27 protein-coding genes, 1 tRNA gene and 2 pseudogenes are annotated in these 26,913 nt (G+C 71.7%); 17 read left to right on the forward strand and 13 right to left on the reverse strand.

Going from position 1 to position 26,913, the window contains the following annotated elements; all coding sequences use genetic code 11:
- The first annotated feature begins 3 nt into the window (after window positions 1-3).
- Window positions 4-1,218, forward strand: coding sequence for a type VII secretion-associated serine protease mycosin (gene mycP / locus ABT048_RS15020; protein WP_350521799.1), 1,215 nt, complete (start codon window positions 4-6; stop codon window positions 1,216-1,218).
- Here the strand turns inward: mycP and ABT048_RS15025 are convergent.
- Window positions 1,212-1,784, reverse strand: coding sequence for a GNAT family N-acetyltransferase (locus ABT048_RS15025; RefSeq protein ID WP_350521800.1), 573 nt, complete (start codon window positions 1,782-1,784; stop codon window positions 1,212-1,214). The two genes, mycP and ABT048_RS15025, sit on opposite strands and share 7 nt — an antisense overlap.
- A 224-nt stretch (window positions 1,785-2,008) precedes the next feature.
- Between ABT048_RS15025 and ABT048_RS15030 the strand changes: the two genes are divergently transcribed.
- Window positions 2,009-2,623 (forward strand): DinB family protein, encoded by a 615-nt coding sequence (locus ABT048_RS15030; RefSeq protein ID WP_350521801.1) that lies wholly within the window; start codon window positions 2,009-2,011, stop codon window positions 2,621-2,623.
- 70 nt (window positions 2,624-2,693) lie between these two features.
- Here ABT048_RS15030 and ABT048_RS15035 read toward each other — a convergent pair whose 3' ends face one another.
- Window positions 2,694-3,134, reverse strand: coding sequence for an RNA polymerase sigma factor (locus ABT048_RS15035; RefSeq protein ID WP_350521802.1), 441 nt, complete (start codon window positions 3,132-3,134; stop codon window positions 2,694-2,696).
- Between the two features lie 685 nt (window positions 3,135-3,819).
- On the reverse strand, window positions 3,820-4,479 hold the full coding sequence (locus ABT048_RS15040; protein ID WP_350521803.1) for a hypothetical protein: 660 nt from the start codon (window positions 4,477-4,479) through the stop codon (window positions 3,820-3,822).
- A 256-nt stretch (window positions 4,480-4,735) separates the two neighbouring features.
- Between ABT048_RS15040 and ABT048_RS15045 the strand changes: the two genes are divergently transcribed.
- Window positions 4,736-5,740: a hypothetical protein gene (locus ABT048_RS15045; RefSeq protein ID WP_350521804.1), complete on the forward strand. Its 1,005-nt coding sequence runs from the start codon at window positions 4,736-4,738 to the stop codon at window positions 5,738-5,740.
- Window positions 5,741-5,768: 28 nt separating this feature from the next.
- Here the strand turns inward: ABT048_RS15045 and ABT048_RS15050 are convergent, their stop codons facing one another.
- Together ABT048_RS15050 and ABT048_RS15055 are read right to left on the reverse strand one after the other, a co-directional pair.
- A complete protein-coding gene (locus tag ABT048_RS15050) occupies window positions 5,769-6,359 on the reverse strand; it encodes an isochorismatase family protein (protein ID WP_350521805.1) in 591 nt (196 codons plus the stop codon).
- 363 nt (window positions 6,360-6,722) lie between these two features.
- Window positions 6,723-8,057: a nicotinate phosphoribosyltransferase gene (locus ABT048_RS15055; RefSeq protein ID WP_350521806.1), complete on the reverse strand. Its 1,335-nt coding sequence runs from the start codon at window positions 8,055-8,057 to the stop codon at window positions 6,723-6,725.
- A gap of 140 nt (window positions 8,058-8,197) precedes the next feature.
- Here ABT048_RS15055 and clpS point away from each other — a divergent pair, with 140 nt between their 5' ends.
- The 7 genes from clpS (at window position 8,198) to ABT048_RS15090 (ending at window position 13,207) form a co-directional block, all read left to right on the forward strand.
- Window positions 8,198-8,491: an ATP-dependent Clp protease adapter ClpS gene (gene clpS / locus ABT048_RS15060; protein WP_350521807.1), complete on the forward strand. Its 294-nt coding sequence runs from the start codon at window positions 8,198-8,200 to the stop codon at window positions 8,489-8,491.
- Window positions 8,492-8,589: 98 nt separating this feature from the next.
- Window positions 8,590-9,162, forward strand: a complete 573-nt coding sequence (locus ABT048_RS15065) for a DUF2017 domain-containing protein (RefSeq protein ID WP_350521808.1) — start codon at window positions 8,590-8,592, stop codon at window positions 9,160-9,162.
- Window positions 9,163-9,460: 298 nt separating this feature from the next.
- Window positions 9,461-10,915, forward strand: a complete 1,455-nt coding sequence (locus tag ABT048_RS15070; protein WP_350521809.1) for an amino acid permease — start codon at window positions 9,461-9,463, stop codon at window positions 10,913-10,915.
- A 146-nt stretch (window positions 10,916-11,061) separates the two neighbouring features.
- Window positions 11,062-11,493 (forward strand): M67 family metallopeptidase, encoded by a 432-nt coding sequence (locus ABT048_RS15075; protein WP_350521810.1) that lies wholly within the window; start codon window positions 11,062-11,064, stop codon window positions 11,491-11,493.
- Between the two features lie 138 nt (window positions 11,494-11,631).
- Window positions 11,632-11,751 carry a putative leader peptide gene (locus tag ABT048_RS15080; RefSeq protein WP_317621128.1) on the forward strand — a complete coding sequence of 40 codons (120 nt, stop codon included), beginning with the start codon at window positions 11,632-11,634 and terminating at the stop codon, window positions 11,749-11,751.
- 120 nt (window positions 11,752-11,871) lie between these two features.
- Window positions 11,872-12,150: a MoaD/ThiS family protein gene (locus ABT048_RS15085; RefSeq protein ID WP_030242903.1), complete on the forward strand. Its 279-nt coding sequence runs from the start codon at window positions 11,872-11,874 to the stop codon at window positions 12,148-12,150.
- An 88-nt stretch (window positions 12,151-12,238) separates the two neighbouring features.
- Window positions 12,239-13,207: a PLP-dependent cysteine synthase family protein gene (locus ABT048_RS15090; RefSeq protein ID WP_189919141.1), complete on the forward strand. Its 969-nt coding sequence runs from the start codon at window positions 12,239-12,241 to the stop codon at window positions 13,205-13,207.
- Window positions 13,208-13,244: 37 nt separating this feature from the next.
- Here ABT048_RS15090 and ABT048_RS15095 read toward each other — a convergent pair whose 3' ends face one another.
- The gene (locus ABT048_RS15095) at window positions 13,245-13,706 is read right to left on the reverse strand and encodes a type II toxin-antitoxin system PemK/MazF family toxin (RefSeq protein WP_402805127.1); all 462 of its coding nucleotides are present in this window, start codon (window positions 13,704-13,706) and stop codon (window positions 13,245-13,247) included.
- A 260-nt stretch (window positions 13,707-13,966) separates the two neighbouring features.
- Between ABT048_RS15095 and ABT048_RS15100 the strand changes: the two genes are divergently transcribed.
- Together ABT048_RS15100 and ABT048_RS15105 are read left to right on the forward strand one after the other, a co-directional pair.
- The gene (locus ABT048_RS15100) at window positions 13,967-14,158 is read left to right on the forward strand and encodes a MerR family transcriptional regulator (protein ID WP_350521811.1); all 192 of its coding nucleotides are present in this window, start codon (window positions 13,967-13,969) and stop codon (window positions 14,156-14,158) included.
- A 208-nt stretch (window positions 14,159-14,366) separates the two neighbouring features.
- Complete coding sequence (locus ABT048_RS15105; protein WP_350521812.1) at window positions 14,367-15,113, forward strand: MBL fold metallo-hydrolase; 747 nt, start codon at window positions 14,367-14,369, stop codon at window positions 15,111-15,113.
- Window positions 15,114-15,141: 28 nt separating this feature from the next.
- Here ABT048_RS15105 and ABT048_RS15110 read toward each other — a convergent pair.
- From ABT048_RS15110 to ABT048_RS15125, 4 genes and pseudogenes are all read right to left on the reverse strand, one after another.
- A pseudogene (locus ABT048_RS15110) lies at window positions 15,142-16,260 on the reverse strand (LLM class flavin-dependent oxidoreductase); the annotation flags it as partial.
- A pseudogene (locus ABT048_RS15115) lies at window positions 16,215-16,571 on the reverse strand (LLM class flavin-dependent oxidoreductase); the annotation flags it as partial. The pseudogenes ABT048_RS15115 and ABT048_RS15110, both read right to left, overlap by 46 nt.
- Window positions 16,572-16,646: 75 nt before the next feature.
- Window positions 16,647-17,924 (reverse strand): PTS transporter subunit EIIC, encoded by a 1,278-nt coding sequence (locus ABT048_RS15120; protein ID WP_350521813.1) that lies wholly within the window; start codon window positions 17,922-17,924, stop codon window positions 16,647-16,649.
- Window positions 17,925-18,458: 534 nt separating this feature from the next.
- Window positions 18,459-19,748 carry a PTS transporter subunit EIIC gene (locus tag ABT048_RS15125; RefSeq protein WP_350521814.1) on the reverse strand — a complete coding sequence of 430 codons (1,290 nt, stop codon included), beginning with the start codon at window positions 19,746-19,748 and terminating at the stop codon, window positions 18,459-18,461.
- 405 nt (window positions 19,749-20,153) lie between these two features.
- Here ABT048_RS15125 and ABT048_RS15130 point away from each other — a divergent pair, with 405 nt between their 5' ends.
- The 4 genes from ABT048_RS15130 (at window position 20,154) to rdgB (ending at window position 22,580) form a co-directional block, all read left to right on the forward strand.
- On the forward strand, window positions 20,154-20,387 hold the full coding sequence (locus ABT048_RS15130) for a PTS sugar transporter subunit IIB (protein WP_030060521.1): 234 nt from the start codon (window positions 20,154-20,156) through the stop codon (window positions 20,385-20,387).
- Between the two features lie 164 nt (window positions 20,388-20,551).
- The gene (gene rph / locus ABT048_RS15135) at window positions 20,552-21,277 is read left to right on the forward strand and encodes a ribonuclease PH (protein WP_350521815.1); all 726 of its coding nucleotides are present in this window, start codon (window positions 20,552-20,554) and stop codon (window positions 21,275-21,277) included.
- A 276-nt stretch (window positions 21,278-21,553) separates the two neighbouring features.
- Window positions 21,554-21,943 carry a hypothetical protein gene (locus ABT048_RS15140; protein ID WP_350521816.1) on the forward strand — a complete coding sequence of 130 codons (390 nt, stop codon included), beginning with the start codon at window positions 21,554-21,556 and terminating at the stop codon, window positions 21,941-21,943.
- 31 nt (window positions 21,944-21,974) lie between these two features.
- Window positions 21,975-22,580: an RdgB/HAM1 family non-canonical purine NTP pyrophosphatase gene (rdgB, locus tag ABT048_RS15145; RefSeq protein ID WP_350521817.1), complete on the forward strand. Its 606-nt coding sequence runs from the start codon at window positions 21,975-21,977 to the stop codon at window positions 22,578-22,580.
- Between the two features lie 80 nt (window positions 22,581-22,660).
- On the opposite strand, the gene ABT048_RS15150 is transcribed toward rdgB, so the two are convergent.
- Window positions 22,661-22,744: transfer RNA gene (locus ABT048_RS15150), tRNA-Leu, on the reverse strand.
- 12 nt (window positions 22,745-22,756) lie between these two features.
- A complete protein-coding gene (locus ABT048_RS15155; protein ID WP_350521818.1) occupies window positions 22,757-23,620 on the reverse strand; it encodes an HNH endonuclease signature motif containing protein in 864 nt (287 codons plus the stop codon).
- A gap of 264 nt (window positions 23,621-23,884) precedes the next feature.
- Between ABT048_RS15155 and ABT048_RS15160 the strand changes: the two genes are divergently transcribed.
- Window positions 23,885-26,317, forward strand: a complete 2,433-nt coding sequence (locus ABT048_RS15160) for a chitinase C-terminal domain-containing protein (RefSeq protein ID WP_502894012.1) — start codon at window positions 23,885-23,887, stop codon at window positions 26,315-26,317.
- A 109-nt stretch (window positions 26,318-26,426) separates the two neighbouring features.
- Here ABT048_RS15160 and bcp read toward each other — a convergent pair whose 3' ends face one another.
- Window positions 26,427-26,900 (reverse strand): thioredoxin-dependent thiol peroxidase, encoded by a 474-nt coding sequence (gene bcp, locus ABT048_RS15165; protein ID WP_350521819.1) that lies wholly within the window; start codon window positions 26,898-26,900, stop codon window positions 26,427-26,429.
- Window positions 26,901-26,913: the final 13 nt, after the last annotated feature.

Genomic DNA, 26,913 nt, shown 5'->3' on the forward strand with positions numbered 1-26,913 from the left:
GGGATGTTGATCTGGGGCGTCGTCGCACCGGCGGCATCGGCCGACCAGATCAGGGATCAGCAGTGGGCGCTGAAGTCCTTCGAGGCCGATGCCAAGGTCTGGCCGGTCAGCCAGGGCGAGGGCGTCATCGTCGCGGTGGTCGACACCGGGGTGAACTCGGAGCATCAGGACCTGACCGGTCAGGTTCTTCCGGGGGCTGATTTCTCCGGTACCCAATCGGACGGCCGCATCGACACCGACGGCCACGGCACCGGCATGGCGAGCCTGATCGCAGGACACGGGCACGGTGCGCAGACCGGCGTGATGGGTCTTGCCCCGAAGGCGAAGATCCTCCCGGTGAAGGTGCGGACGAGCGACGGCGGACCCATTCCCGAACAGAACGATCTCGCGGAGGCGATCCGCTTCGCGGTGGATCACGGAGCGCGGGTCGTCAACATGTCCATCTCGGGGTCCTCCCGCTTCGAGACGCAGGTTCGAAAGGCCGTTCAGTACGCGGTGTCGAAGGACGTCGTCCTGGTGGCCGGCTCGGGCAACGACGGCTCCGACAGGGGCGTCGAGTATCCCGCCGCCTTTCCCGGGGTGGTGGCAGTAGGAGCCTCGGATTCCAAGGGCGTCGTGTGGGACGGCTCCACATCGGGATCCGAGACCACGCTGATCGCTCCCGGAGTGGAGATCTACCGGGCCACGGCGAAGTCGCCGACGAGCTACGGGGTCGCGAACGGCACCTCCGACTCGACCGCCTACGTCTCCGCCACTGCCGCGCTCATCCGGTCCAAGTACCCGGACCTGTCGGCCGGGCAGGTCATCAATCGGATGATCAAGTCGGCCACCCCTCCCGCCAACGGGACGGTCGTGCCCAACAGCCACTACGGCTACGGGATCCTCGCGCCCGCGAAGGCGCTGGAGGCGAACCCGTCCGTGGACGGCGGGCCTCGGGAGAATCCGTTGGCGAAGCGGCCGGAGACCAAGGGGACGCCGCCCGGCGACGACGCGAGCGACGACACGGACCAGCCGTCCGCGGAGCCCCCGGTGCCCGCGGCCGCCGGTGGTGGGAGCGGGGGCGACACCGGGCTCGTGATCGGTGCGGTGGCGGCCGGTGCGGTGGTCCTGGGGTTGTCGGTGGTGGCGGTGGTCCAGGCGCGGCGGCGGAGGCGGGCGGCGGGCGGGGGAGCCCAGCCGCCGTACCAGCAGCCTCCGTACGGCGGGACGTATCAGTGAGTGCTCAGCCATTCCTCCCGTAGGGCGGCCATGTGGAGGACGTCCCAGTAGCGGCCGTCCCAGTGGTGGGCCTGGCGGGCGCGGCCTTCCAGGGTGAAGCCGGACTTGCGGTAGGTGCGGGCGGCGCGTTCGTTGTACTCGAAGACTTCGAGCCGGACGCGGTGGAGGCGGATGGTCTCGAAGGCGTGGCGCAGGACCAGGAGGGTGGTCTCGGTGCCGATGCCGCGGCCGGTGCTGTCCGGGGTGAGGGCGATCCGGTACTCGGCGGAGGCGTTGTCGGGGTCGACGTCGGTGAGGGCGGTCTCGCCGAGGAAGCGGCCGGTGGCGGGGTCCTCGACGGCGAGGTCGAGGCGGTCGGGTCGGTCGGCGCGGGTGGTGCACCACTGGTGGATCCGGTCGTGAGTGAAGCTGGTGCGGGTGCCGGTGAGCCGGTTGGTCGTCTCGTCGGAGCAGAGTTCCCACATCGGGTCGGTGTGGCGTCCGTCGAGGGGGACCAGGCGGACGGTGGGCCCGTGCAGGGTGGGTTTCACGGCGAGTGCGGCCAGGTCGGCGGGGTCGGCGGTCATGCGGTTCAGGATGGTCGGCCGGTTTCCGGTTCGTCCACGCATTTTCGTCCGGGCGGTCCGGGCGGTCCGGGCGGTCCGGTCGGCCCGGGTGGTCATTCGGCGACGGCGAGGTCGGCTTGGGCGATGCGGGGACCGAGGACCCGGGGGCGGACTGGCAGGATTTCGGTGGCCGCTGGCGTTCCTGCCGCTGGTGGGGTGTCCGCGGTGGCGGCCATGCTGGGCCCATGAGCACTTCTGAGAACGCGGGGACCTCCGAGACCGCCGGGACTTCCGAGACCGCCGGGACTCCGGTGAACGCCGCCGCCGGGGAGATCGTCCCCGACACCAAGGACTGGACCTGGGTGCTCGAACGGCCCTGCCCCGACTGCGGGTTGGACACGCCGCGGGTGGTGCGCGAGGACGTCGCCGGGATGATCCGGGCGAACGCGGAGGGCTGGCTGGCGGTGCTGGCCGGGGACGAGGAGGGGCTGCGTCGCCGGCCGGAGCCGGGGGTCTGGTCGGACCTGGAGTACGCGTGCCACGTCCGGGACGTCTTCCGGCTGTTCCACGTCCGGCTGAACCTGATGCTCGACCAGGACGACCCGCTGTTCTCGAACTGGGACCAGGACGAGACGGCCGTCGCCGAGCGCTACGGGGAGCAGCTGCCGCGGGTGGTGGCCGGGGAGTTGGCGGAGGCGGCGGAGACGCTGGCCGCGGGCTTCGAGCGGGTGACCGGCGAGCAGTGGCGGCGGACCGGGAACCGGAGCGACGGGGCGCGGTTCACCGTCGAGTCGTTCTCCCGGTACCTGATCCACGACCCGGTGCACCACCTGGTCGACGTGACGGGCGAGCGGGTCTGAGGCCGTCCGGAAGGCGCGTGGGGCCGCACGGCGGGGCCGCGGGAGCGCGTGGTTCGCGTGGCGCCCGAGGTCACCAGCCGGAGGCCTCGCGCAGCATGGTGCGGCGCAGCCGTCCGGCCACGCTGGCGGCGTCGGTGCCGATGACGTCGGCGATCTCGGGGGCGGCGAGACCGACGACGTAGTGCAGGATCGCCAGGTCGTCGTCGGCCGGGTGGCGGTCCGGGTCCGGCGGCTCCCGGCGGGTGCGCTCGGCGACGGTGCCGCGCAGGATCTCCCAGGCGTGCGCGGTCGGATTGGAGCTTCCCATCAACTCGCGCCAGTGCACGGCGATTTCGGCGAACGCCTGCTGGACGGCGATGGCCGCGTCGCCGTGCTCGGTCAGCCACACCCTGGCGTAGCTGAGGTACCGGGGGCGGTGGAGCTCACAGAAGGCCGTGAACTCCAGCGGTACGTCCTCCGGCTCGCCGGGCCCCGGGGGTGGCTCGGCTGAAGTCGCGTGACGGTTGGTCATCTCGTCTTCTCGGAAAGGGAGATGGGTTTCTGACGGTCGATCATCTGTGCTCACTCTACGGTAGGCCCTCGGTGCGCTGGGTGACCAATCCGATGGAATGCCCGGAACCCGCTGCCGCCCGGCCGGTTCCGGTGGCGACCGGGTTGTGAAGGGGCGGTGGAGCGGTCGGGCGGGGCTGGCGGGGGCCGGCGCCGGTCCGGCGGGGTGGTGCTGCGCAGTGACGTGGGAAGCGTAGGTGCGAGTGCGTCGCGGCTGGTCAGAGGGTGTGGAACGGCTGTGGCTGCAAGGCAGTTGATGTGCCACCGTAGGCCCTCCGGAGGCTGGCGTCCACGCCCACGGCGCGAACCCGCGCCCGCACAACCACCCGCACAACCGCACTCACGACCACAGCGGCGATCACCGTGACGAGGGATGCGGATGCGGGTACGGGCGTCACCACGACCACACGCATGGCCCTATCCGGGGCCGTGCTCGCGGAGTGGGTGCGGGCCGTGCGCCATCGCGGGCGGCGGCGTGCGGGGGGTGTCCGTCGGTGCACGGGGTGTCCTCCGGTGTCCGTCGACGTCCGTCGATGTCCGCCGACGTCCGTCGATCGTGCCCCGGCGGCCGGAACTGGCCTCGGCGGCCGGGGCGGTGCGGACGGACGGTGCGGTCGTCCGTCGGGGGGCGTCCGTCGGGGCGGTCGTCAGGTGGTCGTGCGGGCCTCCGAGGGGGAGATCCGGTCGGCGGCGGTGTCCCGCTCGATCTGGGCGGGGAAGGACTCGACGGCCCGCCGCCGGGCGGCCTGTGCGGCCGTGGCTGCCGCGGCCGCAGCCGCCACGGCTGCCCCGGCGGCCGCTTCCTCGCGCTCGCAGCGGTGCGCCGTCCCGCCGGCGTGCGTCCCGCCGGCGTGTGGCCCGCCGGTGTGCGCCCCGGTGGTGTGTGTACCGGGGCCGTGCGCCCCGCCCGGATGCGCCCCGCCCGCGTGAACCGTCGGTGCGTGCCCGCCGGAGCCCCGCCCCGACGCCCGTCGCCGGCCGCCGACCGCGGCCCGGGCGGCGTGTTCCTCGGCCGCCTGTCTAGCGGCCAGGTAGGCCTGCACCGCCGCCATGCCGTAGACCGGCTGGATGAGCTGGTGGCCCTTGAAGAACGGTCTGGCCGGGGCGAACCCGGCGGCGACGACCAGGTCGCGGATCTCTGCTATCTCGGCCTCGCTGCGGGCGGTGAAGCGGACCTCCCAGCCCTTCTTGTACGTATGGCCCTTTTCGCCGCTGCGGCGGGCGGGGTCCGGGCGGCGGACGTATCCGGGCAGGCGGCCGAGGCGGAGCTGGGCCGCGCGGAGGCCGGCGGTCTCGTCACGTGACATGACGTAAGCCTAGGCAATCCCCGGGGCGGGATTGACGCCTGGAGGGTCCCTCGCCGTATGCCTTTGGTCACTCTGGGTCAGGCGACCAGGTCGGCGATCGTTTTCGATCAGATATGGCAACCGGCTGGGCGTCAATTACTCCAAATGAGTGAGGGTATGAGGACTTTAGTGCGGGCTGATCCCGGTTTAGCGACGGTTGCGTAACAGTGCGTCAGGCTCCCGGTCGCGGGTCGGGGTGGTTGGGGATGGTGTCGGCATGAGCTACCGGATTCCCTCGCCTCCGCCGTCGCTGGAGGAGCTGGCGAAGCGTCAGCAGAACGTCGTCACCGCGAGTCAGCTGCGCGCCCGGGGCGTGCCGGCCCGCGTCATCACCGAGCACTGCCGTCGGGGCGGCCCCTGGCAGCGGATGCTGCCGCGGGTCTACCTGCTGCAGTCCGACGGGCCGACCCCGGAGCAGCGGATCTGGGCCGCGCTGCTGTACGCCGCGCAGAACGGCCGTGAGGAGGGTCGTCGCGAGGGGGCGGTGATCACCGGTGCGGCCGCGCTGGCGCTGTACGGCTTCGCGGCCGTGCCGCGGCTGCCGGCGGTGACCGGGGTGGACGTCCTGGTCCCCCGTCAGCGCCGGCTGAAGGACGTCGGCGAGGTGCGGATCCGGCGCACCGAGCGGGAGTTGGTGGCCCACTCGGTGCACGGCCTGGCCTGCGCGCCGGTGGCCCGGGCGGTCGCCGACGCGCTCGGCGAGTGGACGGCGGTCCCGGGAGCCCCGGCACCGGTGCGCGAGGTGCTGCGCGAGGCCGTCTCCCGCCGCGAGAACGGCTGCACGGTGCGGGAGTTGGCCGTGGAGCTGATCGAGTCCGGGCTGACCGACGAGCCCCGGGTGCGTTCCGCGCTGGACGAACTCCTCGCGGCCGAGCGGGACTCGGTGCTGGAGCGACTCGGCCACCTGGTGGACGAGTGGCTGCTGCCGGTCCCGCTGAACGCCCCCGAGCTGCGGATGCGCGGCGGTACGTACATCGCCGTCCCGGACCTCTACTGGCCCGAGCGCGGCGTCGCGGTGGAGGTGGACTCGGACCTGCGCTGCGTCAGCGAGGGCGAGGCCGCCTGGGTGCGCGGCGGCCAGCACCGGATGGAGTACCTGGGCATCCGGGTGGTGTACGTCTCCGGCGCCCGGCTCGCCGCCGACCCGGACGCGGTCGGCGGCGAGCTGCGCGAGGCCCACCGGGCCGGCGGCACGGACGTGGTGGAGCTGCTGGTGGTCTGAACCGGAGGTGCCGCGGGCGCCGGGTGCGTCAGGAACGGACCACCGGCGCGCCGACCAGCTCGACCCCGGCCGCCCGCAGCTCCTCCAGCGCGGCGGCGGTGGTCTCCGGAGCCACCCCGGCGGTGAGGTCCAGCAGGACGCGGGTGGCGAAGCCCGCCCGGGCGGCGTCCAGCGCCGTCGCACGGACGCAGTGGTCGGTGGCGATGCCCACCACGTCGACCGCGTCGACCTGCCGCTCGCGCAGCCACTCCACCGGACCGCGGTTGTTCTCGTCCAGCCCCTCGAAGCCGCTGTACGCCGCCGAGTGGGCGCCCTTGTCGAAGACCGCCTCGACCGCGCCGGAGATCACGGAGGGCGCGAAGTTGGGGTGGAAGCCCACGCCCTCGGTGCCGGCCACGCAGTGCGGCGGCCAGCTGTCGACGTAGTCCGGCTCGGCGGAGAAGTGCGCACCCGGGTCGATGTGGTGGTCGCGGGTGGCGAGGATGTGCTGGTAGCCGGGGGAGGACTCGGCGATCAGGTCGGTGATGGCGGCGGCCACCTCGGCGCCGCCGGCGACGGCCAGGCTGCCGCCCTCGCAGAAGTCGTTCTGAACGTCGACGACGATCAGTGCCCGGTGCATGGCTCGCATCCTCGGATGTCGGGGGCCCGCGGGAGGCGGCGCCCCGGTGGGGGAGCCCTCGGGAGTACTCGGCCCGGCGGTGCGGGCTCGGGGGGTTCTCGGGGAGCTCCGGGGAACTCTACGGCTGACTCTAGGGAGTGCCGCGCGGGGGCGGAAGCCCCGGGGCCCGTCCGGTGGCCGGACCGGAGGCGGGTCCGGTGGTCGGACCGGTGCCTCCGTGCGGGCGCCCGTGCGGGCGTCCGCGTCCGTCCTCGGGCGGGTCGTCCGTCCGGACGGGGTACGTCGGTCGCCGGACGGGGTGCGTAGGACGGGTACGTCGGACGGGCTGCGTCGGACGGGTGCGTCGGTCGGGGCCGCGCCCCGTCAGAGCACCACGTCGGCCGGCAGGAGCAGCTCGGTCGGCAGCACCGGGTCGCCCTTGGAGAGCTGGGTGGCCGACAGCGGCAGCGCGGCCCGGGCGCGGACGTGGCGCTCGCGCGCGGCGCTCAGCGGCTCCCGGCCGACCGTCTCGCCGGCCCGCACCAGCGGCACCTGCACGAGGTGCGGCCGCAGCTCGTCCGGGACGGGCCCGGTGCCGACCACCTCGGCCTCGGCCACGCCGTCGGCGTCGGGCCGGCGGGCGGCCCACTTGCGGCCGCCGATGCTGGTCTTGCCGCCGGCCGCGCGCTTGGCCACCGGCACGAGCGGACCGCCGTCCGTCCCGGCGCGGGCGACCAGCTTGTAGACCATCGCGCAGGTCGGGTGCCCGCTGCCGGTGACCAGACTGGTCCCGACGCCGTAGCCGTCCACCGGCGCGGCGGCCAGGGCGGCGATCGCGTACTCGTCCAGGTCCGAGGTCACGATGATCCGGGTGTTCCCGGCGCCCAGCTCGTCCAGCTGACGGCGGACCCGGTGGGCCAGCAGGGTGAGGTCGCCGGAGTCGATCCGGACGGCGCCCAGCTCGGGGCCCGCGACCTCGACGGCGGTGCGCACGGCCTCGTGCAGGTCGAAGGTGTCGACCAGCAGCGTGGTGCCCTTGCCCATCGAGGCGATCTGGGCGCGGAAGGCGTCCCGCTCGCTGTCGTGCACCAGGGTGAAGGCGTGCGCGGCGGTGCCGGTGGTGGGGATGCCGTGGGTGAAGCCGGCCTCCAGGTCGGAGGTGGCGGCGAACCCGGCCACGTAGGCGGCCCGGGCGGCGGCGACGGCGGCGTGTTCGTGGGCCCGGCGGGCACCCATCTCGATCACCGGGCGGCCGCCGGCGGCGGCGGTCATCCGGGAGGCGGCGGCCGCGATCGCCGAGTCGTGGTTGAGGATCGACAGGATCACCGTCTCCAGGATCACCGCCTCGGCGAAGCTGCCCTCGACGGTGAGCAGCGGCGAGCCGGGGAAGTAGACCTCACCCTCGGGGTAGCCCTGGATGTCGCCGCGGAAGCGGTAGTCGGCGAGGAAGCGCAGGGTGTCCTCGTCGACCACGTCCTGTCCGGACAGCCAGTCGAGCTGGGCGCTGGAGAAACGGAAGTTCTCGACGGCGTCGAGTACCCGGCCGGTGCCGGCCATGACGCCGTAGCGGCGGCCGTTCGGCAGGCGGCGGGTGAACACCTCGAAGACGGAGCGGCGGTGCGCGGCCCCGCTGCGCAGGGCGGCCTGCAGCATGGTGAGCTCGTAGCGGTCGGTGAGCAGCGCGGTCGAGCCGGCCGCGCGCACTGAAGTGGCGTCCATGAGGATGATGCTACTACCACTTAGCGTCAGAGTGACGATTTCTCGCCGAGTGGGCCGGGTCGGAATCGCCCGGGTGTCCCCCGGATGGCAGCATGGGGCTTGAGGACCAACGGACGAGTGTGCAGCGAGGAGGACCCGGCGTGAGTGTCGCGCCCGCAGAGATCGAGCGCCCTGAGGTCGAGGGGCTGCCGGTGACAGAGCCGGACACGCCCTGGGTGACCATCGTGCACAACGACGCGGTCAACCTGATGAGCTACGTCCAGTACGTGTTCCAGGCCTACTTCGGCTACCCGAAGGACAAGGCCAGGAAGCTGATGATGGACGTCCACACCAAGGGGCGGGCGGTGGTCTCCAGTGGTTCCCGCGAGGAGATGGAGCGCGACGTCCAGGCGATGCACGGCTACGGCCTCTGGGCGACGCTGCAGCACGACTGACGCCGGGCCGACGGGTCGGGCGGCCGCGCGCCGACCGGCCGAACGCCGACCGCCGACCGCACGACACGAAGACGACGAAGACGGGCTGACCGATAGAGATGGCTGGGTTGTTCGAGAGCACCGGCGGTGGCGGCGCGGCGATCGCGCTGGACGAGTGGGAGGCCTCCATCCTCCGCTCGCTGGAAGTGCAGTTGCTGGAGCTGATCGGCCCCGGCCCGGGCGGGGAGGGCGGCGACCCGCTGGCCGCGCTGTTCGCCGAGGGCCCGACCGAGGCACCCGCCGACCCGGTGCTGAACCGCTTCTTCCCGGACGCCTACCGCGACCCGGAGAAGCCGGACGACGAGGAGGCCCGGGCCGCGTCCGGGGAGTTCCGCCGCTTCACCGAGCTGGACCTGCGGGCCCGCAAGCGGGACGACGCGCTGTTCGTCGTCCGGGCGCTGGACGGCCTCGGCGGCGCCGGGGTGCTCAAGCTGGGCGCTCCCGACGTCCTGCGCTGGCTGGGTGCGCTGAACGACCTGCGGCTGGCCCTCGGAGTGCGGCTGGAGGTCACCGAGGACGACGAGGAGGGCCTCTACGCGCTGCCGGACGGCGACGAGCGCAAGCCGCTGGTGATGGCGTACCTCTGGCTGGGCGCGCTGCAGGAGTCGCTGCTGGAGGCGATGGCCGACTGAGCGGCGCCGGCGGGCGGACGGCCCCGGTCGGGTGAACGGGGCCTGAACCCAAGGGAGTTCCCGCGTGTACGCGGGGCGTCGCGGTTCTCTCCCGTTCGCACTTCCGGGGTGATCCTGCCCGCTTTCGGGCAGGCCCCGGCGGTTCGGTCCAGCATGTGGACGATCAGCCGCGGCTTTTCCCTCCAAAATCGGGCAAACCCTGCCAGGGCATGCTCAAATATCGCTCAGATGGACACCGTTATCCGGATCGTGCGTGGTACGACTTCTCCACCCCCGAGACCGAGCAGGACGGTGCACCATGGCCGAGAAGTCGTACGACCACGTGGTCGACACCAAACCGGACGAGGAGGGCTACGAGCGGGGACTCGGCAGCCGCCAGATCCAGATGATCGCGATCGGCGGAGCGATCGGCACCGGGCTCTTCCTCGGCGCCGGCACCGCGATCTCCAAGTCCGGCCCGAGCCTGATCCTCTCCTACGCCGTCGCCGGCGTGGTGATCTTCGTGATCATGCGCGCCCTCGGTGAACTCCTCACCTACCGACCGGTCTCCGGCAGCTTCGCCGAGTACGCGCGGGAGTTCCTCGGCCCCTTCGCCGGCTACGTGACCGGCTGGACGTACTGGCTGTTCTGGGTCGTCACCGGCATGGCGGAGACCACCGCCGCCGCCGTGTACGTGAAGTTCTGGGCACCCGGCATACCCCAGTGGGCCAGCGCGCTGACCTTCCTGGTCGTCCTCTACGCGGCCAACCTGATCTCGGTGAAGCTGTTCGGCGAGATCGAGTTCTGGTTCTCCATGGTCAAGGTCACCGCCATCATCGGCATGATCCTGATCGGCATCGGGGTGCTCACCCTCGGCTTCAGCAAGGCCGGTGACACCGCGTCGATCACCCACCTGTGGCAGGACGGCGGCTTCTTCCCCAAGGGCATCGGCGCCACCGTGATGACCCTTCAGATCGTCATGTTCGCCTACCTGGGCGTCGAACTCGTCGGCGTCACCGCGGGCGAGAGCGAGAACCCCGAGAAGACCCTGCCGCGCGCCATCAACACCCTGCCCTGGCGCATCGCGCTGTTCTACATCGGCGCACTGGTCGTCATCCTCTCGCTCGTGCCGTGGACCGAGTTCCAGCCCGGCGTCAGCCCGTTCGTCGCCGCCTTCGGCAAGATCGGCATCCCGGCCGCGGCCGGCATCATCAACTTCGTGGTGCTCACCGCCGCGCTCTCCTCCTGCAACTCCGGGATGTACTCCACCGGCCGCATGCTGCGCGACCTCGCCCTGCGCGGCCAGGCCCCGGGACAGCTCACCAAGCTCAACTCCCGCCGCACCCCGGCCTTCGCGATCACCGTCTCCAGCCTGCTGATGGGCCTCGGCGTGGTGCTCAACTACCTCGTCCCGGCACGGGCGTTCGAGTACATCACCTCGGTCGCCACGGTCTGCGGCCTGTGGACCTGGGCGATGATCCTGATCTCCCAGATCCGCTACCGCCGGGCCTGGCAGGCCGGCCGCCTGCCGGCGCCCAGCTTCAAGGCCCCCGGCGGCGCCTGGGTCAGCTGGACCGCGCTCGCCTTCCTCGCCCTGGTCGTGGTCCTGATCGGCCTGGACGAGGACAACCGCATCTCGCTCTACGTGTTCCCGGGCTGGGCCCTGGTGCTGGTGGTCGGCTACCGCTTCCTGCGGCGCCGCGACCCGCAGGCCGTCGACGGCCCCGCCCAGGAGGCCGGCCGCGACCACGCGCAGGTCGCCAACGGCGGCTGATCCCGCGCTTCGTACGGACACCGGGCCCACCCGGCGGGCGCCCCCGCCGGGTGGGCCCGGTGTCCGTCGCCCACCCCGCGGACGCCCGCCGACCGCGCCTCGGACGCCCCGGCGGACACCCGCCGGGGCGTGGCTATCCTGACCGCATGCTGACCATCACCCGAGAACTCCGCGACCGGATCGTGGCCCACGCCCGCGCCGACCACCCGGACGAGGCCTGCGGCGTGGTCGCCGGACCGGCCGGCAGCGGACGGCCCGAGCGGTTCATCCCGATGCTCAACGCCGCCCGCTCGCCCACCTTCTACGAGTTCGACTCGGGCGACCTGCTCAAGCTCTACCGTGAGATGGACGACCGCGACGAGGAGCCGGTGATCGTCTACCACTCGCACACCGCGACCGAGGCCTACCCCTCGCGCACCGACGTGAGTTACGCCTCCGAGCCGTTCGCCCACTACGTCCTGGTCTCCACCGCGGACGGCAACGGGGAGGACGACCCCTACCAGTTCCGCTCGTTCCGCATCGTGGACGGCGAGATCACAGAGGAAGACGTCCAGGTCGTCGAGACGTACCAGGCCTGACCGGCACCCGCCCGGACGCGGCCCGCCGACCGCCGACGAGCGGTCGGCGGCCCGCGCCGTCTCAGCAGCGGGGACGGGAACATCCGGATCCCGAGACGGGCATGTCTAAGCGGGCCCGGGAATCTATACGATGAGCCCATGCGTTCCGTCGATGTGAGCAACCAGGCCCCGGGCACCCGCCTCGTGGCGCGCCTGCACATCGACCTGTGCCGGCACGCCGGCGCGATCTGTCCAGGCACGCCCGCGCGCTCGCGCTGAGAGCCGCCGCACCCCACCCGGGCCCGCCACCCCTGCGGCGGCGCCGAGCCCCGGGCACCCGTCCGCCCTGCCGCGCCCGCTGCGGCCCACCCACTCCACGACTCGCACAGGAGCGCACCCATGGCCATCGAGGTCCGCATCCCGACCATCCTCCGCACCTACACCGACGGCGCCAAGGCCGTCGAGGGCAACGGCAGCAACCTCGGGGAACTCTTCACCGACCTCGACGCCCGGCACCCGGGCATCGCCGCCCGCCTGGTCGAGGGCGGCGAGCTGCGCCGCTTCGTCAACGTCTACCTGAACGACGAGGACGTGCGGTTCCTGGAGGGCATCTCCACCGCCCTCGCCGACGGTGACAGCGTCACGATCCTGCCCGCCGTGGCCGGCGGCGCCCGCTGACCTCCCGGTTCCCCCGCCGCCGGCGGGGGAACCACCCTCGTGACCCTCACCGCCGTGTGACCCTCACCGCCGTGGCCGGAGGCCTCCCTTGCGTTACGACAGTCCGCTCGAAGCCGTCGGCAACACCCCGCTGGTCCGCCTGCCGCGGCTGTCCGCCGCCGTTCCCGGCAACACCGAGGGCCTGGTCAGCCTCTGGGCCAAGCTGGAGGACCGCAACCCGACCGGCTCGATCAAGGACCGCCCGGCGCTGCACATGATCGAGCGCGCCGAGGCCGACGGCCGGCTCACCCCGGGCTGCACCATCCTGGAGCCCACCAGCGGCAACACAGGCATCTCGCTCGCCATGGCCGCCAAGCTCAAGGGCTACCGGATGGTCTGCGTCATGCCCGAGAACACCAGCGAGGAACGGCGCGAGCTGCTCCGCATGTGGGGCGCCGAGATCATCCCCTCCCCGGCCGCCGGCGGCTCCAACACCGCCGTCCGGATCGCCAAGGAGATCGCCGCCGAGCACCCCGACTGGGTCATGCTCTACCAGTACGGCAACCCCGACAACGCGGGCGCCCACTACACCGGCACCGGCCCCGAGATCCTCGCCGACCTGCCGACCGTCACCCACTTCGTGGCCGGCCTCGGCACCACGGGCACCCTGATGGGCGTCGGCCGCTACCTGCGCGAGAAGGTCCCCGGCGTGAAGATCGTCGCCGCCGAACCGCGCTACGACGACCTGGTGTACGGGCTGCGCAACCTCGACGAGGGGTTCGTCCCCGAGCTGTACGACGCCGAGGTGCTCACCACCCGCTTCTCCGTCGGCTCCGCGGACGCCGTCCGCCGCACGCGTGAACTCCTGCAGCAGGAGGGCATCTTCGCGGGCGTCTCCACCGGCGCCATCCTGCACGCGGCGATCGGCGTCGGCCGCAAGGCCGCCGCCGCGGGGGAGCGCGCGGACATCGTCTTCGTGGTCGCCGACGGCGGCTGGAAGTACCTGTCCACCGGCATCTACACCGCCGAGTCCACCGAGGCGGCGGTCGAGGCGCTGCAGGGCCAGCTCTGGGCCTGAGGCCCGGCCCCGGCCCCAGCGCCGGACCCGGACCCGGCTAGTTCAGCACCTTCTGCGCCCGGGCCCACACCTGCCGGTCCACCGTGCCCGCCCGGCGGCGGAACGCCGACAGCGGCACCTCGCGCAGCTCGTCGGTCTCCAGCCAGCTGGCCCGGCCCTGGCGGTCGCCGACCGAACCGGGCGGCAGCGGCAGCACTCCCGGTCGCTCGGCGTGGTGCTTGCTGGTGATCTTCGCGACGGTGGCCGTCCGGCCGTGCACCCGCAGCACCAGGCACGGGCGGTCCTTGGCGCCGGGGCCGTCCTCGAACGGCACCTCCGCCCACCAGATCTCCTGCGGCTCCGGGCGGGCCGCCCGGGTGCTCGGGCGTGGCCGCGGGCCGGTCGGCCCCGCCGGGCGCGCGGCCGGGCGGGTGCGCCGCGCCAGCACCGCCGCGACGGCCGCCACCAGCGCGATGCCGGCCAGCGCCAGGACGACCCAGGTACCAGTCATGCCGTTCATGCGGCGAACCGTACCGGGCCGACGGCGGACGCCACCACCGTGCCGACCGTGACAGTTGAGTATTTGTCCCCGCGTTGCTCCCGGTTCGTCACGGAACCGCCACGGTGCCCGTTCTGTGCCGAACGCCCGCCCCGCTCCGGGGAGGCTGCGTCCCGAACGCCCGCCCCGCCCCGGAGGTGCCTCGTGAGTGAGCGACGTCAACGAAGCGAGCGAACGGTCGACGAGCGAACGGCCGACCGGAGAACGGTCGGGGGGCGCGCGTGAGCCGCGACGACGAACCGTGGTCCTACGCCGAGATCGCCCGGCACATCGGCGTCCGGCCCGACACCGTCCGCAGCTACCGGCGGCACGGACTGCTGCCCGACCCGGACGCGACCGACGGCAGCGGCCACCCCCGCTGGTACCCCGACACCATCCGCGCCTGGGCGCGCAACCGCCCCCGGCACCGCTGATCCCACCCGCGCCCCCGCCTCCCGCCGCCGTCCCCGGCGTTCTGGTGATTCCAGCCACAGCCCGGCACGGGGACGGGGGCAAAGTGCCGCTCCACCCTTACCCTCGACACACCAATGCAGTGCTACCGGCCGGTCCACCGGCCCGGCCTGCCGTTTTCCATGCCGTTTTCCAGCAGCAGCCAGGACGTGTCGGGGCGGAGGGGCTCGGATGAAACTGACCGTGGTGGGGTGCTCGGGGAGCTTCCCGTCCGCCGACTCGCCCTGCTCCAGCTACCTGGTCGAGGCCGAGGGCTACCGCGTCGTCCTCGACCTCGGCAACGGAGCCCTCGGCGCCCTGCAGAAGTACACCGGCCTCTACGACGTCGACGCCGTCCTGCTCAGCCACCTGCACGCCGACCACTGCATCGACCTGTGCGCGTACTGGGTGGCCCGCAACTACCGCGCCGAGGGCTGCCCCGACCCGCTCCCTGTGTACGGCCCGGCCGGCACCGCCGAGCGACTCGCCCGCGCCTACGACATGCCGGAGAACCCCGGCATGAAGGAGGTCTTCGAGTTCCGCACCCTCACGCCGGGCGGCTTCGACCTGGGCCCGTTCCGGGTGGACGTCGCCCAGGTCAACCACCCCGTCGACGCCTTCGCCTTCCGCCTCGGACACGGCGGCCGCTCGATCGTCTACAGCGGTGACACCGGCGAGAGCACCGAACTCGTCGAACTGGCCCGCGACACCGACCTCTTCCTCTGCGAGGCCGCCTACATCGACGGTCGGGACACCTACCGGGCCGTCCACCTCAACGGCCGCGAAGCCGGCGAGCACGCCACCGCCGCCGGCGCCCGCCGGCTCGTCCTCACCCACATCCCCCCGTGGACCGACGCCGAGCACAACCGCCGCGACGCGGCCGCCGCCTACGCCGGCCCGGTCGAGATCGCCCGCGCCGGCGCGGTGTACGAGGTCTGACCGGCCGGAGGGGGCTCGACGACGGGCCTCAGGGCCGCCGGGGGACGGGCAGTCCGAGGTGGTCCCGCAGGGTCGGGCCGGTGTAGTCGGCGCGGAACACCCCGCGTTCCTGGAGCGGCGGCACCACCCGGTCGACGAACTCGTCCAGGCCGCCCGGGGTGAGGTGCGGGACGAGGATGAAGCCGTCGGCGGCGTCGTTCTGCACGAAGTGGTCGATCTGCGCGGCGACGGTCGCGGGGGAGCCGACGAAGGACTGCCGGCCGGTCACCTCGATGACCAGTTCGCGGGTGGTCAGTCCCTTCTCCGCGGCGACGGCCCGCCACCGTTCGGCGACGGCCCGCGGGTCGCCGAACCGGACCCGGCCCTGGACGAGCGTGCTGTCCGGCTCGGGATCGACGTCCGGCAGCGGTCCGTCCGGGTCGTGGTCGGAGAGGTCCACGCCCCAGACCTGCTCCAGGAAGGCGATCGCGGTCTGCGGGCCGACCTGGGCCCGGCGGACCTCGGCGGCGCGTTCGTCGGCGTCGGCGTCGGTGTCGCCCAGGACGAAGGTGGCCCCGGGCATGATCTTCAGCTCGTCCGGCCCGCGCCCGTACGCGGCGAGCCTGCGCTTGACGTCCGCGTGGAAGGCCTGGCCGGCGGCGAGGGTGGAGTGCCTGGTGAAGACCACGTCGGCGGTGGCGGCGGCGAACTCCCGGCCCTCTTCGGAGTCCCCGGCCTGGATCACCACCGGGTGGCCCTGCGGCGGGCGCGGCAGCGAGAGCCGGCCCTCGACCTCGAACTGCGGGCCGCGGTGCCGGACGCCGTCCTCCCCGGCGTCCCGGAACTCCTGTGCCAGCCGGACGAATTCGGCGGCCCGGGTGTAGCGGTCGGCGTGGTCCGGGTAGCCGCCGCGGCGGAAGTTCTCGCCGGTGAAGGCGTCCGAGGAGGTGACCACGTTCCAGGCCGCGCGGCCGCCGGAGAGGTGGTCCAACGAGGCGAAGCGGCGGGCCAGTTCGTACGGTTCGTTGAAGGTCGCGTTGACGGTGGCGGCCAGGCCGAGCCGGGCGGGGACGGCGGCCGGCGCGTTCAGCACGGTGATCGACTCGGGGCGGCCGACCACGTCCAGGTCGTGGATGCGGCCCTTGGACTCGCGCAGCCGCAGGCCCTCGCCTCGGCCTCGGTCGCGGAGACGCCGACCAGCCAGCCGGCCCGGCCGCGGCTCACCCAGTCCAGGGTGTTGACCGAGATCGAGGTGTGGAAGGGCTCGGTGTGGGTGGTGGTGACGGTCGGCACCAGTCCGATCCGGCCGGTCAGCGGGGCGATCCGGGCGAGCGCGGCGAGCGCGTCGGGTCGGCCCGGCTCGGCGGCGAAGGAGTCGTCGAGGGTGACGAAGTCCAGGGTGGCCCGTTCGGCGAGCCCGGCGAGGGCGGCGTAGTGCCCGGCGTCGAAGCGGCCGGGGCTGTCGAGGGCGGCGGACAAGGCACGCCGAAGGCCCCGCCCCGCCGCTGGGGGAGCAGCGGCGGGGCGGGGCCTTCGGGCGGAGCGGTGCGGGCGTCAGGCCTTGGTGACGTCCTCGATCTCGTCGTCGTCCTCGCGACCGGGGGTCTTGAGGTCGAACTTGGTGATCGCGAAGCGGAAGAGGAAGTAGTACAGCGCGGCGAAGACCAGGCCGAGCGGGATGATCATCCACGGGTCGGTGGCCTTGTTCCAGGCCAGCAGGTAGTCGATCAGGCCGCCGGAGAAGGTGAAGCCGTCGTGCACGCCGAGAGCCCAGGTGACGGCCATCGAGACGGCGGTGAGCAGCGCGTGGATGACGTACAGGGCCGGGGCGATGAAGACGAAGGCGAACTCGATCGGCTCGGTGACACCGGTGACGAAGGAGGTCAGGGCCAGCGAGACCATCATGCCGGTGATGGCCTTGCGGCGGTGCGGCTTGGCGGAGTGGGCGATGGCCAGCGCGGCGGCGGGCAGCGCGAACATCATGATCGGGTAGAACCCCGACATGAACTGTCCGGCGGTCGGGTCGCCGGCGAAGAAGCGGGTCAGGTCGCCGTGCACGACGGTGCCGTCGGCCTTGGTGAAGTCACCGGTCTGGAACCAGGCGAAGGAGTTCACGAACTGGTGCATGCCGACCGGCAGCAGACCGCGGTTGACCAGGCCGAAGGCGCCCGCACCGAACGCGCCGGCGCCGATCAGGGAGTCGTTCAGGCTCTTGATGGCGTCGCCGATCGGGCCCCAGGTCAGGGCGAACAGCACACCGACGGCGGTGCCGACGAAGGCCATCAGGATCGGGACCAGGCGGCGGCCGTTGAAGAAGCCGAGCCAGTCGACCAGCCTGGTGCGGTGGTACTTCTGCCACAGCACGGCGGCCAGCAGGCCGATCACGATGCCGCCGAGCACCCCGGGGTTCTGGTAGGTCGGGGCGACCCACTTGCCGTCGGCGATGTGGCCCTCGGTGATCGGGAACGCGGTGAGCACGTTCTTGTACACCAGGAAGCCGACGAGCGCGGCGAGGGCGGTGGAGCCGTCCGCCTTCTTCGCGAAGCCGATCGCGATGCCCACCGCGAACAGCAGCGGCAGGTTGTCGAAGACGCCGCTGCCGGCGGTGGCGAAGACCGAGGCGACCTTGTCCCAGCCGAGGCCGTCCTTGCCGAACACGTCGTCCTGGCCGAGTCGCAGCAGCAGGCCGGCGGCGGGGAGCACCGCGATGGGCAGCTGGAGGCTGCGGCCGATCTTCTGCAGACCCTGGAGGAGGTTCTGGCCGAACTTCTTGGCGGGGCTTGGCGTGGCCGGAGCCGCGGCGGGCGCCGGTGCCTGCGCAGACTGACTCATGGGGGTGGGTTCCTAACGGCATGGCGGTCGGTCGGGGGAAGGCACAGGGGCCGAACCGCGAACTGGTCTACACCACGGGTGGTGTAGACCAGTTTTGTAGCACGGGCGGACAAGGCAAGGAACCCCGGAAAGCGCCGCCGCCGGGAAGCGCTATGAAATCGAAACCTAGTCGCGGAACGACGATCATGATTAGCGGCGGGATTGCGATTTTGGCTATTTGCGCAACAAAAAGAGCCGCGCCCCGGCAGCGGCCCGGCCGGGGCGGACGCCCGGGGCGGTCCCGGGGTGATCCCGCCGCTCCGGGGCCCGCCCGGAGGCTGCTGAGAGTGACCGCGACGTCGCGGACGTGCACGATGTGGCACCCCCGCGCGCGGTGGACCCCCGTACGAAGCGAGCCCGGCACGGCCGGACCGCGGCCGAATTGCCTTTCCGGCGGCTGTCCGGCCGGGAATTCGGCCCTTTCCCGAAATGCCGAAGACCCCCGGGCCGTACGGTCCGAGGGCCTTCGCCGGAGATGTCCGGAGGGCGCGGGAATCAGGCCTTGGTGACGTCCTCGACTTGGTCCTCGTCCTCCCGGCCCGGGGTTTTCAGGTTGAATTTCACGATGATGAACCGGAAGAGGGCGTAGTAGACGGCGGCGAAGGCCAGGCCGATCGGGATGATCAGCCACGGCTTGGTGGCCAGGCCCCAGTTGAGCACGTAGTCGATCAGGCCGGCCGAGAAGCTGAACCCGTCGTGCACCCCCAGTCCCCAGGTCACCGCCATCGAGGCGCCGGTCAGCAGGGCGTGCACGGCGAACAGGGCCGGGGCGATGTAGGCGAAGGAGTACTCGATCGGCTCGGTGACGCCGGTGACGAAGGAGGTCAGGCCGACCGAGAGCATCAGCCCGTAGATCTCCTTGCGGCGGTGCGGCTTGGCGGAGTGCGCGATCGCGAGCGCGGCGGCGGGCAGCGCGAACATCATGATCGGGAAGAATCCGGACAGGAACTGGCCGGCCGTCGGGTCGCCCGCCAGGAAACGCGGGATGTCGCCGTGCACCATCATGCCGTCGGGCTTGGTGAACTCACCGAACTGGAACCAGACGAAGGTGTTCAGCAACTGGTGCATCCCGATCAGCAGCAGCGCGCGGTTCGCCACGCCGAAGATGCCGGCGCCACCCGCACCGAGGTCGGCCAGATCCTGCGAGAAGTCGTTCAGGCCGCGGCCGATCGGCGGCCAGACCCAGAGCGCGACGACGGCGAGCAGCATGCCGACCAGCGCGGTGATCATCGGGACCAGGCGGCGGCCGTTGAAGAAGCCCAGCCAGTCGACCAGCCTGGTGCGGTGGAACCGCACCCACAGCCAGGCCGACATCAGGCCGAGCAGGATGCCGCCGAGCACCCCCGGATTCTGGTAGGTCGCGACGGCCGCCTTCGCCGAGGTGTAGTCCACGCACTGGTCGCTGACCAGGACGGTCGGCGGTGCGCACTTCTCCGGGAAGGCCCGCAGGACCTGGTAGTAGACGAGGAACCCGACCACGGCCGCCAGGGCCGTCGAGCCGTCCGCCTTCTTGGCCATGCCGATCGCCACGCCGATGCAGAACAGCATCGGCAGGCCGAGCGAGGAGTCGAGCAGCGCGCCGCCGGCCGCGGCGAAGACCTTGGCGACCTTGTCCCAGCCCAGGCCGTCCTTGCCGAACACGTCCGGCTGGCCGAGCCGGTTGAGGATACCCGCCGCGGGGAGCACGGCCACCGGCAGCTGCAGCGAGCGGCCCATCTTCTGGAGGCCGCCGTAGACGGTGTGCCACCACGTCGTCTGCGGGGCGGTGGCGCCTGCCGAACTCATCCTTCGCCCTCCGGGAAGCAGTTGCCGGCCGGTGGCCCCTGCGGGACCCTCGGGCAGGGCCCGGGAACACCCGGGGTCCGTCCTGCGTTCATCGGAGTACACATATATTGGTGTAGACCACCTTGGGACGCAGGCCGCACTCCGGGACGCCGGCCCCGCTGATCGTCATCCTCGGGCGACGGCCGGGGGCCTGCCCGCCGGAATGGGCCGAATGTGCACTAACGTGGCAAACCGGACCTGCACGGGTGATGCTGGTCGCGCTGCCCGGCAGCACGGCCACGACTGACCCCGCGTCAGCCACCGGCACGGACCTCGCCGCACCCGGCCGAGGAACGACCCCCACAGCACCACGCACGACGGCACCCGGCAGAGCCGCCGGCGAGCCGAGACAGAGGGAGAGAGCAGATGGCCAGCAAGGCTGAGAAGATCGTCGCGGGTCTGGGCGGCATCGACAACATCGAAGAGGTCGAGGGCTGCATCACCCGACTCCGCACCGAGGTCAAGGACGCCTCCCTGGTCGACGAGGCCGCCCTCAAGGCCGCCGGCGCCCACGGCGTCGTCAAGATGGGCACCGCGATCCAGGTCGTCATCGGCACCGACGCCGACCCGATCGCCGCCGACATCGAGGACATGATGTGAGCTGAGCCACCCGCGCTCACCCGCCCCGGCCCGCCGCCCCACCCAGGGGAACGGCGGGCCGCGGGCTACCCGGGGCACACCCCGCCGGACACACCCCGCGAGCCCCCCGCAACCGGGCCGAGCCGCATCCGAACCACCACCCCGAACCACTACGCTCAGTGCCTATGTCACGCATCGACGGCCGCACCCCCGAACAGCTCCGCCCGATCACCATCGAACGGGGCTGGAGCAAGCACGCCGAAGGCTCCGTCCTCATCTCCTACGGCGACACCAAGGTGCTGTGCACCGCCAGCGTCACCGAAGGCGTCCCCCGCTGGCGCAAGGGCAGCGGCGAAGGCTGGGTCACCGCCGAGTACTCCATGCTCCCCCGCGCCACCAACACCCGCGGCGACCGCGAAGCCGTCAAGGGCCGCATCGGCGGCCGCACCCACGAGATCAGCCGCCTCATCGGCCGCTCGCTGCGCGCCGTCGTCGACCACCGCGCCCTCGCCGAGAACACCATCGTCCTCGACTGCGACGTCCTCCAGGCCGACGGCGGCACCCGCACCGCCGCCATCACCGGCGCCTACGTCGCCCTCGTCGACGCCGTCGCCTGGGCCCGCGACAAGAAGCTCCTGCGCGCCAAGGGCCAGCCCATCACCGGCGGCGTCAGCGCCGTCAGCGTCGGCATCATCGACGGCGTCCCGATGCTCGACCTCCAGTACGAGGAGGACGTGCGCGCCGAGACCGACATGAACATCGTCTGCACCTCCGACGGCCGCTTCGTCGAGGTCCAGGGCACCGCCGAAGGCGCACCCTTCGACCGCGAGCTGCTCGACCGCCTCCTCGACCTCGGCAGCCTCGGCTGCGCGGAGCTCGACGAGATCCAGCGCAAGGCCCTCGGCGGCTGACACACGCTGACACGCGCCGGGGCAGGCCGGGGCAGGCGGGCCGGGCGGCGCGAGCGGAGCGGGCGCCGGCGGGCTGAGGGGCTGTCGGCCGACCGAACCGGCGCGGCCCCACAACCGCGACCCGGGACCGACACCCCGCCACACGGCCCACCGGACAGCCTGCTGTACACGCCGGGCCCCGAGCCCGTACGGTTCCCGCAGCACCCCCGCTGCGGGAACCGCGCACCCCCCGGCGCGCGTCCCCACCACGGAACCCGCGCCCCACAGGAGGACCGGATGCCGTCCAGCATCGCCCGCCCCGCCGCCCTCGCCGTGGCCGGACTCATCGCGATCCTCCCGCTCTCCATGGTGAGCTGCTCCGCCGCACAGAAGGCGATCGACTGCGGCAGCACCGCCGTACGGATCACCGGCGACATCGCCGACGTCACCAAGGCCTACGACAACGCCAGCAACGACTCGGCCGCCGCCGGGAAGGCGCTGCAGAAGCTCAAGACCGACCTCGACCAGGTCGGCAAGAACTCGAAGAACACCGACGTCGCCAAGGCCGTGACGGACCTGCAGAAGCAGGTCGACAACGTGCAGCAGGCCGCCGACAAGAACCAGGTCCCCGACCTCAAGCCGCTCGGCGACGCCGCCGGCAACCTCACCAAGGCGTGCACCGGCTGACGGACCACCGGCGCTCGGTAGGGTGGGCGATATGTCCACCCGTCTGATCCTCGCCACCCGCAACCAGCACAAGGTCGCCGAGCTGCGCGCCATCCTCGGCGACGCCGGCCTCGACGTCGAACTCGTCGGCGCCGACGCCTACCCCGAGATCCCGGACGTCCCCGAAACCGGCGTCACCTTCGCCGAGAACGCGCTGCTCAAGGCCCATGCCCTGGCCCGCGCCACCGGCCTGCCCGCCGTCGCCGACGACTCCGGCCTCTGCGTCGACGTGCTGAACGGCGCACCCGGCATCTTCTCCGCCCGCTGGGCCGGCAAGCACGGCGACGACCGCGCCAACCTCGACCTGCTGCTCGCCCAGCTCTCCGACATCGCCGAGCCGAACCGCGGCGCCCACTTCTTCTGCGCCGCCGCCCTCGCCCTCCCCGACGGCACCGAGCGCGTCGTCGAGGGTCGCCTCCTCGGCACCCTCCGCACCACCCCGGCCGGCGACGGCGGCTTCGGCTACGACCCGATCCTCCAGCCCCTCGGCGAGACCCGCACCTGCGCGGAGCTCACCGCGGACGAGAAGAACGCCATCAGCCACCGCGGCCAGGCCTTCAGGGCCCTGGCACCGGTGGTGAAGGACCTCGTCGGCTGACGGCGGATGTGAAAACGACAAGGGCCCGTCCCCGAGATCACTCTCGGGGGCGGGCCGTCGAATCTTAGGTGAAAGGCTAGTGCGGCCTGAGGGACTCGAACCCTCACGGGGTTTCCCCCACCGGATCCTAAGTCCGGCGCGACTGCCAGCTCCGCCAAGGCCGCGTGGCCTCTAGTCTAGGGCCTCGCTTCCGGTGGGAACACCGCGATTTCAGGCGGTGCCGAGCGCTTGTTCTTGTTTCGTCCGCAATACGTGTCGGTGACGGCGTGACAGTTCGGGCAGAGCAGGCGGAGATTGTCCGGCCGGTTGTCCGACCAGTCGCCGTTGATGTGGTCGACTTCCAGCGTCATCGGCTTCCCTCGCCACTCGGGACCGGTGCCGCAGGCCTCGCACAACTCGGGTCGGCCGAGTTCGGCGAGGGCGCGGCGGATCCGCGTTCCGGGCAGTCGCTTCGCGTCCGTGGGCCGCCTGACCAGGAGCTGCTCGGCCGGGATCCGGGTGGGGATTCGCTTGCCGCGGGCATGAGCCTGCCCGGTGAAGTGAGAGGTGTCGATTCCGAGCGCCTTGATCCGGCGGCCGATGTGGGCCTGGGTGCCGCCTGCCTGGCGTTTGTGGAGGTAGCGCACAACTCCCGCCACGCTGTGGCACGCGGCGACGGCCTCCTGGAGCAACTCCTTCGTGTAGACGGTCCCTGGCGCAGGGAAGTGCGTGGCATCGATGCCGTACGCCTTGATCCGCTGCCGCAGGTACTTTCGGTTGTACTCGTTCGGCTTCCGATCGAGGGCGATCAGCATCTCGTCGAGCGTGGTCGCGGCGGCTGCGGCCTCGGCCAGCAGTTCCTTCGAGTACGGACGCTGCCTGTAAGTGCGACAGCCTTCGGTGAAGTGCGAGGTGTCGATGCCGCAGTCGCGGAGCCGCCGGCTCAGGTAGCTGTGCGTGCCGCCCGCCATCGGCACGCCGAGTCTGCGCATCATCTCGTTGACGCTGCTGGACTCCGCGGCGAGCGAGGCGAGCAGTTCGCGGGTGTACTTGACCGGCATGGGAGTCCCCTTCGAGCTGGTGGACCCCTTCTTCCCGTGCGTGTGAACGAGCGGCGGGCGGTTCGGTTACGGGTGGGGCGGGTTTCGGCCATCGGCTGACCGGTTGTCGGGGGCTCCGACCTGTGATGTTTGACTGCTGATTACCAATTGGTACAGACCTATTGACCTATGTGGTTCAGACCACATAGCTTCTGCGCCAATTGCAATCCCCCACGTGCGTGCTCCCCCACAGGCACGCGCCGACACTCTCTCCTGGAGGACCGAGTGTTGATCCGAAGCACGGCGGAGCGGCGTCCCACCGCCGCCACCCGCCGTCACAAGAGTCCGGTGCGCCGGGCGGGCGTGGCCTCCTTGGCCGCGGCGTCCCTGGCCGGGCTGCTGATGGCGACGCTGGGTGCGGCGCCCTCGCAGGCGTCGGCGGCCGTCGACAACGCGGCCTGTCGGCCGGACGGGCTGTACCGGACCCCCGGGGTGGACGTCCCGTACTGCTCCGTCTACGACACCGGCGGGCGCGAGAAGATGGGTGCGGACCACCAGCGCCGCATCATCGGGTACTTCACCGGTTGGCGCACCGGCAAGAACGGCGACCAGCCGTACCTGGTGAGCGACGTCCCCTGGGACAAGGTCACCCACCTCAACTACGCCTTCGGGCACGTCGGCGGCGACAACAAGCTGTCGGTCGGCACGGACGGCCCGACGAACGAGGCCACCGGGATCTCCTTCCCGGGCGTGCCCGGTGCCGAGCTGGACCCGACACTGCCGTACAAGGGCCACTTCAACCTGCTGACGAAGTTCAAGAAGCAGTACCCGAACGTCAAGACCCTGATCTCGGTGGGCGGTTGGACCGAGACGGGCGGCTACTTCGGGGACGACGGCAAGCGGGTGGACTCCGGCGGTTTCTACTCGATGACCGTCAACCCGGACGGCAGCGTCAACCAGGCGGGCATCGACACCTTCGCCGCGTCGTCCGTCGACTTCATTCGCAAGTACGGCTTCAACGGCGTCGACGTCGACTACGAGTACCCGACCTCGATGAAGGACGCCGGCAACCCGCTGGACTGGCAGCTCGCCAACTCCAAGCGCGGTTCGCTCGCCAAGGGCTACGCGGCGCTGATGAAGACGCTGCGGGAGAGCCTGGACAAGGCCGGTGCCGCGGACGGGAAGCACTACCTGCTGTCGGTCGCGGCGCCGTCGTCCGGCTATCTGCTGCGCGGCATGGAGACGTTCCAGGTGGCGCAGTACCTGGACTACGTCAACATCATGTCGTACGACCTGCACGGAGCCTGGAACAAGTACGTCGGGCCGAACGCCTCGCTGTTCGACGACGGCAAGGACGGCGAGCTGGCGGCGGCCAACGTCTACGGCACCGGGCAGTACGGCGGGATCGGCTACCTGAACGCCGACTGGTCGTACCACTACTTCCGCGGGGCGATGCCCGGCGGGCGGATCAACGTCGGCCTGCCGTACTACACCCGCGGTTTCAAGAACGTCCAGGGCGGCACCAACGGCCTCTGGGGCACGGCGTCCGCGACCACCTGCCCGGTCGGCTCCGGTCTGACCTCGTGCGGCGACGGCGCGGTCGGCATCGACAACATCTGGAACGACAAGGACGACGCGGGCAAGGAGTCCCCGGCCGGGTCGAACCCGATGTGGCACGCCAAGAACCTGGAGAAGGGCATCCTGCCCGACTACCTCGCCAAGTACGGCGTGACGGACACCGCGCTGCAGGGCACCTACGCCCGCAACTACAGCTCCTCGCTGGTGGCGCCGTGGCTGTGGAACGACACCAAGAAGGTGTTCCTCTCCACCGAGGACGAGCAGTCGGTGGGCGCCAAGGCGGACTACATCGTCAACCAGGGCGCGGGCGGCGCGATGATCTGGGAGCTCGCGGGCGACTACCGGTGGGACGCCACCGCGAACGGCGGCAAGGGCGAGTACGTGCCCGGTTCGACGCTGACGTCGCTGATGTACGACAAGTTCAAGTCGGCGGCCCCGTACGGTGCGACCCGTTCGACGGTCGCGCTGCCGCAGCAGACCCTGCCGGTCGACGTGTCGTTCACCAACTTCGCGCTGGGCGACTCGAACTACCCGATCAATCCGAAGCTGCACATCGTCAACAACTCGACGCTGACCCTGCCGGGCGGCACCGAGTTCCAGTTCGACTACGGCAACTCGGCCCCGGGCAACGCCAAGGACCAGTCCGGCTTCGGGCTGCAGGTGATCAGGCAGGACAACCCGGGCCCGGGCAACGTGGGCGGGCTGAAGGGCACCTACAACCGGGTGTCGGTCAAGCTGCCGGGCTGGCAGTCGCTCGCGCCGGGCGCGTCGGTGGACATGGACTTCGTCTACTACCTGCCGGTGTCCACGCCGTCGAACTGGACGGTCAACGTGGGCGGCACGCTGTACGGGATCAAGGGTGACCTGACCCGCGGTGCGACGGACGGCGGCACGACCCCGCCGACGACGCCGCCCACGACGCCGCCGACCACCCCGCCCACCACGCCTCCCACCACCCCGCCGACGACGCCGCCGGCAGGTTGCGCGGGTGCGCCGGGCTGGGACGCGGGCACCACCTACGCGACGCCCACCAAGGTGTCCTGGAAGGGCCACTACTACCAGAACAAGTGGTGGACCAAGGGCGACGACCCCGCGGCGAGCGGTGCGTGGGGAGTCTGGAGCGACCTCGGGACCTGCTGAGCCGACAGCGGTCCGCCGAGGTGAGGGACGGCGGTGGCGGTGCGCCCGGTCGGGGGGTGTGCCGCCACCGCTGCGTTCCGGGCCTGCCGGGCGTTCCCGGCCGGCCGCTTCAGGCCTCGATCTTGAGGTCGCGCAGCAGCTTGGCGACGTGGCCGGTGGCCTTGACGTTGTAGAGCGCGCGCTCGACCTTGCCCTGCTCGTCGACGATGACCGTGGAGCGGATCACGCCCTGGTAGGTGCGGCCGTAGTTCTGCTTCTCGCCGTAGGCGCCGTACGCCTCCAGGACCTTGTTGTCCGGGTCGGAGAGCAGGGTGACCTTGAGGTTCTCGGTCTCGCGGAACTTGCCGAGCTTCTCCGGCTGGTCCGGCGAGATGCCGATGACGTCGTAGCCGGCGCCCGCGAAGACCTCCAGGTTGTCGGTGAAGTCGCAGGCCTGCTTGGTGCATCCCGGCGTGAGCGCCTTGGGGTAGAAGTAGACGACGACCTTGCGGCCCGCGTGGTCGGCGAGGGAGACCTGGTTGCCGTCGGCGTCAGACAGGCTGAAGGCGGGCGCGGTGTCGCCGGGCTGGAGACGCTCAGTCATGGGTGGACTCTCC

Origin of the sequence: Kitasatospora sp. NPDC096140 (assembly GCF_040303045.1) — a bacterium.
GTDB lineage: Bacteria > Actinomycetota > Actinomycetes > Streptomycetales > Streptomycetaceae > Kitasatospora.

Coding starts and splice junctions, on each gene's coding strand:
- mycP (WP_350521799.1), top strand. CDS start 4: ATGTTGATCTGGGGCGTCGTCGCACCGGCGGCATCGGCCGACCAGATC.
- ABT048_RS15025 (WP_350521800.1), bottom strand. CDS start 1,784: ATGACCGCCGACCCCGCCGACCTGGCCGCACTCGCCGTGAAACCCACC.
- ABT048_RS15030 (WP_350521801.1), top strand. CDS start 2,009: ATGAGCACTTCTGAGAACGCGGGGACCTCCGAGACCGCCGGGACTTCC.
- ABT048_RS15035 (WP_350521802.1), bottom strand. CDS start 3,134: ATGACCAACCGTCACGCGACTTCAGCCGAGCCACCCCCGGGGCCCGGC.
- ABT048_RS15040 (WP_350521803.1), bottom strand. CDS start 4,479: ATGTCACGTGACGAGACCGCCGGCCTCCGCGCGGCCCAGCTCCGCCTC.
- ABT048_RS15045 (WP_350521804.1), top strand. CDS start 4,736: ATGAGCTACCGGATTCCCTCGCCTCCGCCGTCGCTGGAGGAGCTGGCG.
- ABT048_RS15050 (WP_350521805.1), bottom strand. CDS start 6,359: ATGCACCGGGCACTGATCGTCGTCGACGTTCAGAACGACTTCTGCGAG.
- ABT048_RS15055 (WP_350521806.1), bottom strand. CDS start 8,057: ATGGACGCCACTTCAGTGCGCGCGGCCGGCTCGACCGCGCTGCTCACC.
- ABT048_RS15065 (WP_350521808.1), top strand. CDS start 8,590: ATGGCTGGGTTGTTCGAGAGCACCGGCGGTGGCGGCGCGGCGATCGCG.
- ABT048_RS15070 (WP_350521809.1), top strand. CDS start 9,461: ATGGCCGAGAAGTCGTACGACCACGTGGTCGACACCAAACCGGACGAG.
- ABT048_RS15075 (WP_350521810.1), top strand. CDS start 11,062: ATGCTGACCATCACCCGAGAACTCCGCGACCGGATCGTGGCCCACGCC.
- ABT048_RS15080 (WP_317621128.1), top strand. CDS start 11,632: ATGCGTTCCGTCGATGTGAGCAACCAGGCCCCGGGCACCCGCCTCGTG.
- ABT048_RS15085 (WP_030242903.1), top strand. CDS start 11,872: ATGGCCATCGAGGTCCGCATCCCGACCATCCTCCGCACCTACACCGAC.
- ABT048_RS15095 (WP_402805127.1), bottom strand. CDS start 13,706: ATGAACGGCATGACTGGTACCTGGGTCGTCCTGGCGCTGGCCGGCATC.
- ABT048_RS15105 (WP_350521812.1), top strand. CDS start 14,367: ATGAAACTGACCGTGGTGGGGTGCTCGGGGAGCTTCCCGTCCGCCGAC.
- ABT048_RS15120 (WP_350521813.1), bottom strand. CDS start 17,924: ATGAGTCAGTCTGCGCAGGCACCGGCGCCCGCCGCGGCTCCGGCCACG.
- ABT048_RS15125 (WP_350521814.1), bottom strand. CDS start 19,748: ATGAGTTCGGCAGGCGCCACCGCCCCGCAGACGACGTGGTGGCACACC.
- ABT048_RS15130 (WP_030060521.1), top strand. CDS start 20,154: ATGGCCAGCAAGGCTGAGAAGATCGTCGCGGGTCTGGGCGGCATCGAC.
- rph (WP_350521815.1), top strand. CDS start 20,552: ATGTCACGCATCGACGGCCGCACCCCCGAACAGCTCCGCCCGATCACC.
- ABT048_RS15140 (WP_350521816.1), top strand. CDS start 21,554: ATGCCGTCCAGCATCGCCCGCCCCGCCGCCCTCGCCGTGGCCGGACTC.
- rdgB (WP_350521817.1), top strand. CDS start 21,975: ATGTCCACCCGTCTGATCCTCGCCACCCGCAACCAGCACAAGGTCGCC.
- ABT048_RS15155 (WP_350521818.1), bottom strand. CDS start 23,620: ATGCCGGTCAAGTACACCCGCGAACTGCTCGCCTCGCTCGCCGCGGAG.
- bcp (WP_350521819.1), bottom strand. CDS start 26,900: ATGACTGAGCGTCTCCAGCCCGGCGACACCGCGCCCGCCTTCAGCCTG.